This window comes from Nostoc sp. KVJ20, assembly GCF_001712795.1.
Classification (GTDB): Bacteria; Cyanobacteriota; Cyanobacteriia; order Cyanobacteriales; family Nostocaceae; genus Nostoc.
The window spans coordinates 1-4,623 of sequence record NZ_KV757803.1 but is presented as its reverse complement, the minus strand read 5'-3'; the positions used below and the strand labels follow the sequence as shown (position 1 = coordinate 4,623).

Annotated in this window: 3 protein-coding genes; all 3 read left to right on the top strand. The window is 40.6% G+C overall.

All coding sequences use genetic code 11. The features are described from left to right. Positions 1 to 254 precede the first annotated feature (254 nt). Genes A4S05_RS37600 through A4S05_RS37590 form a run of 3 tightly spaced genes read left to right on the top strand, consistent with a single transcriptional unit; the run spans position 255 to position 4,468 of the window. On the top strand, positions 255 to 2,009 hold the full coding sequence (locus A4S05_RS37600) for a HAMP domain-containing methyl-accepting chemotaxis protein (protein ID WP_256091400.1): 1,755 nt from the start codon (positions 255 to 257) through the stop codon (positions 2,007 to 2,009). Positions 2,010 to 2,037: 28 nt separating this feature from the next. Next, positions 2,038 to 3,690 carry a methyl-accepting chemotaxis protein gene (locus tag A4S05_RS37595; RefSeq protein ID WP_069074831.1) on the top strand — a complete coding sequence of 551 codons (1,653 nt, stop codon included), beginning with the start codon at positions 2,038 to 2,040 and terminating at the stop codon, positions 3,688 to 3,690. 31 nt (positions 3,691 to 3,721) lie between these two features. Further along, positions 3,722 to 4,468 (top strand): chemotaxis protein CheW, encoded by a 747-nt coding sequence (locus tag A4S05_RS37590; RefSeq protein ID WP_069074830.1) that lies wholly within the window; start codon positions 3,722 to 3,724, stop codon positions 4,466 to 4,468. The last annotated feature ends 155 nt before the right edge of the window (positions 4,469 to 4,623 follow it).

Here is a 4,623-nt window from a genome sequence, read left to right as displayed (position 1 = left end):
TTCATCCACCTTTGAACTCCGTTCATTCACCTTTGAACTCCGTTCATCCACTTCAGATACTCAAACTTCTTACTCAGGACTCAACACTTTCACATCAGAAAGAAAAGCTAGTCTCTGAACTAAGCTAGCTACTTAATAATTTGTTTAAAAATAAAAATACAGACTGTTCATCTTGTTTGCGATTTGGGAATTTTAAGAGATGAACGGCGTTTTACAGCAGCAGAGGAATAGTAAGATACCCAATGTTCAAGAACATGACCTTGCAAACACGGTTGATCGCTTCATTTTTATTCATAGGACTGCTTGTATTCACAATGGCCTTGCTGGGATGGTTCGTTACCAATGAGTTAAATCAGTCAATTAACTCATTAACCTTGAATAACATCCCCAGCTTATCCGGGGCATGGAAGATTAAGGAAGGTCAGACACAAATACAATCGGCAGAACGGTTATTATTTAATCCTGAAATCACTGTTAGTGAAAGAGAGAGTGTCATCACTCAAATTCAGAACGCTTGGAAACAGATTAACGACGGTCTTAAACAGTACGAAGCAACGCCATTCACCGAACAAGAAACACAAGAGTATGACTTACTTAAAGAGCAACTGGAAGCCTGGAAATCAGTCCATAAAAGATTGTTAGATATTGAGGAAAAGCTAAATCAGACTGGTATTAAAAATCCTTGGAAAAAACAACTTGATTTAATTCGTCAAGGACAAGAAAAATCCGCGGATATTGCCAACATTCAAAGGGCGTTTGAATTACGTAATCAAATTGATGATGAGGTAACAAATAGGGGAGAGCCGTTATTTCAAAAAACTAGCGATCAAGCAGACCAACTTTTGAAACTTCATGAAGTTTACGTGTCAGATACACAAAAAGAGGTCGAACAAAATGTGGCTCGCAGTATGTTCTGGATTTCTGTAGGAATTGCCATTGGCCCGATAACTGCGATTATTTTGGGGTTTGTAATCGCTCGACAAATTGCATCTCAGATTTTGGGTGTTATTAGGGTTGCAGAGCAAATTTCTCTGGGTAATTTAACAACCAAAATCGCGGCTGAATCCAACAGCAAAGATGAAATGAATAGACTATTAACTGCTTTTCAAACCATGACTCAGAATCTCAACACTCTGATTCGTCAGGTACAGCATTCAGGCATACAGGTTACTTCCTCAGCGACTCAAATAGCAGCTTCAGGTAAACAATTAGAAGGGACGCTGATTGAGCAAGTAGCTTCTACTAATGAGGTAGCTGCCGCTACTAAAGAAATTTCTGCTACCTCTAGAGAATTAGTCAGTGCAATGGAACAAGTTGCAATCATTTCCCAAAGCACGACGACAGCAGCCAATGATAGCCAAAAAGACATAGTGCGGATGGAAACCACTATGCGGCAGTTAGCAGAAGCCACGAATGCGATCGCTGCTCGATTGGGAGTAATTAGCGAAAAGGCAAATAGCATTAATACTATCGTCGTCACAATTACCAAAGTTGCAGATCAAACAAATCTGCTGTCGTTAAATGCGGCGATCGAAGCCGAAAAAGCTGGAGAGTATGGCTTGGGCTTTGCTGTAGTTGCTAGAGAAATTCGCCGATTAGCAGATCAAACTGCCGTTGCTACCCTCGATATTGAGCAGATGGTGAAGCAGATGCAATCGTCAGTCTCTACAGGTGTGATGGAGATGGACAAGTTTGCCGCAGAAGTAGGGCGGAGTATAGAAGATGTTGCCAGCATCAGCATACAGGTTGGGCAAATTATCCAGCAAGTGCAAGAACTGAATCCGCGATTTGAGTTTGTCAACCAGGGTATGGAAACCCAATCTGTGGGAGCGCAACAAATTAGTGAGACGATGGCGCAGTTGAGCAGTACCTCTGTGCAAACTACCGACTCTCTGCGGGAAATTAATCATGCTATAGCCCAACTTAACCAAGTTTCCCAAGGATTGCGTCAAGAGATTGCCCGCTTTCAGGTGGAAGCAGAATATTCCGGTTTAACTCATCAGCAATAAATCTAATCAAAAATTGAGGAAAGATATGATGCTTACCAATTGGAAAATCAAAGACTTGACTTTACTTGGTTTTTCTATCCCAACAGTCCTAATGATTGGTTTTAGTATCATGGTGTATGCAACTTCCAATCAAATATCACAAACGTTTAGACAAGTAGGTATTTCCCAGACTGCCCTAGTTGCTAAAGGTCGGATGTATATCGATCTCATCAATATGGATCGCAGAATTCGTAGATATGCACTTGACTCTCAAATACATAAGGATGCTTTAGAACTGTATGAAAAAGATCAGAGTGACTTTCAAAATTCATTTGAACTAGTAAATAATACTATGGAGAATCTCCAGCAAAAAGAAAGATTAAAAAATATGCACCTTATTTATACTTCTTACAATAAATATAAAGAAGATTTTGTTAATTATAAAAAAGGTATAGCAACAACAGGCAATTTTAATCAACAAGCTTTCTTCCAAGAAACTATTGCACTCCTTGAAAATTTTCAACAAATATCTGATGAATTTGAAAAGCATGAAAATCAAGCTATAGAAAAAAATGTAATTTCAACTAAATCTACTATATTCTTTTTGAGTTCGTTAACTGTAATTGCATCAATATTATCATTAGTAATTGCACTGGCCTCTACTTTTTTAATTGCCCAAGTTTTAAGTCGTAAAATTGCCACAGTTGTGGAAGTGGCACACAAGATTTCATCTGGTGATTTGACACAAACAGTTGTTGAGGATACAACTAACACTAAAGATGAAGTTGGACAACTTCTAAAAGCCTTCAAAAATATGAGCCAAAGCCTGAATAAACTTATCCGTCAAGTACAGCAGTCTGGGATACAGGTTACTTCCTCAACGACTAAAATAGCAGCATCAGGCAAGCAATTGGAAGCCACAATTACTGAACAATTAGCTTCTACTAACGAAGTTACAGCAGCCGTCAAAGAAATTTCTGCTACTTCCAAAGAATTGGTGAAAACGATGGAAGAAGTGGCAGTAATGTCACAGGCTACAACCACAGCAGCTAGTGATACCCAAAAAGATTTACTGCGGATGGAAGCTACTATGAACCAATTAGCAAAAGCTACCAATTCTATAGCTGCCAGATTAGGAGTAATTAGTGAAAAGGCTAACAATATTAACAATATTGTTGTCACAATTACGAAAGTGGCAGACCAAACTAATTTGTTGTCTTTAAATGCTGCGATTGAAGCGGAAAAAGCCGGAGAATACGGCTTGGGTTTTGCTGTAGTGGCTAGAGAAATTCGCCGATTAGCAGACCAAACTGCTGTTGCTACGTTAGATATTGAACAAATGGTAAAACAGATGCAATCTTCTGTGTCTACAGGCGTGATGGAAATGGACAAGTTTACCGCCGAAGTGGGGCAAAGTGTAGAAGATGTTGCCAATATTAGTACTCAGATGGGGCAAATTATCGATCGAGTACAATATTTAGCGCCGCGTTTTGAAGCAGTAAATCAAGGGACGGAAATCCAGTCTCAAGGAGCGCAACAAATTAGTGATGCGATGGTGCAGTTGAGTAGTGCTTCATTGCAAACAGCCGATTCTCTGCGAGAAATTAATTATGCGATCGCTCAACTCAATCAAGTTTCCCAAGGATTGCGTCAAGAAATTTCTCGCTTCCAAGTAAAAGCAGAATATTCCAGTTCTGTTTGAGTGTGAGGATATTCATACCATTTTAGATTTTATGGATAGTATCGCTACGCCATTAAATATTGAACGTTGTTGGAATTTTATCGGCATTGAGGGCGATCGCTCCTGTCCCCAATTAGCCACCTATACCCATTGCCGCAATTGCCCTGTTTACTCTACTGCGGGACGCCATTTACTAGAGCGCTCTATACCTGAAAATTATCGGCATGAGTGGACTCAGTTACTAGCTAAATCTAGAGTTAGTGAAAATTCCCAGATATCCCATGCTTTACGCACAACTCAAATCACGGTTGTGATTTTTCGTCTGCAACGAGAATGGCTGGCACTTTCTGCCCAAATCTTCAAGGAAATTTCCCCTCCGAGTGTGGTTCATACTCTACCGCATCGCAGCAACCAAATCTTGCGGGGATTGGTAAGTATCCGAGGCGAATTACTATTGTGTATTTCTTTAAGCGATTTGTTGAATCTCGAAGCTGCCGATACAGCAGTACAAACGCTCAGTCCAGTGGTGTATTCGCGCATGGTGGTGTTGGAAAAAGCAGATAAAACTTGGGTGTTTGGTGTAGATGAACTTTATGGAGTACACCGATTTCACCAGGATGAGTTACAAGATCCGCCCAAAAGTCTGACTCAAACTTATACTAAAGGGTTATTTCACTGGCAACCTAGCGTGTCACCAATGGAGCGATCTGCCTCTGGCGGCAGCGCTTCGCTAACGCACAGTGTCAGCTATTTGGATGATGAATTGTTATTCACCACCTTAGCTAGGAAGGTGCTGTAATCAAAAACCTAACCCCCCACAACCCCACAAGTCGAATTACCCCCCTTAATCCCCCCGATGCATTGGCTACGGTGTACACACAAGTCCTAAAAACCTAGCTTGATAAGCGTTTTTCCTCGTTCCCAGTCTCAGACTGGGAATGCATTCATTGAGTC

Coding starts and splice junctions, on each gene's coding strand:
- A4S05_RS37600 (WP_256091400.1), top strand. CDS start 255: ATGACCTTGCAAACACGGTTGATCGCTTCATTTTTATTCATAGGACTG.
- A4S05_RS37590 (WP_069074830.1), top strand. CDS start 3,722: ATGGATAGTATCGCTACGCCATTAAATATTGAACGTTGTTGGAATTTT.
- A4S05_RS37595 (WP_069074831.1), top strand. CDS start 2,038: ATGCTTACCAATTGGAAAATCAAAGACTTGACTTTACTTGGTTTTTCT.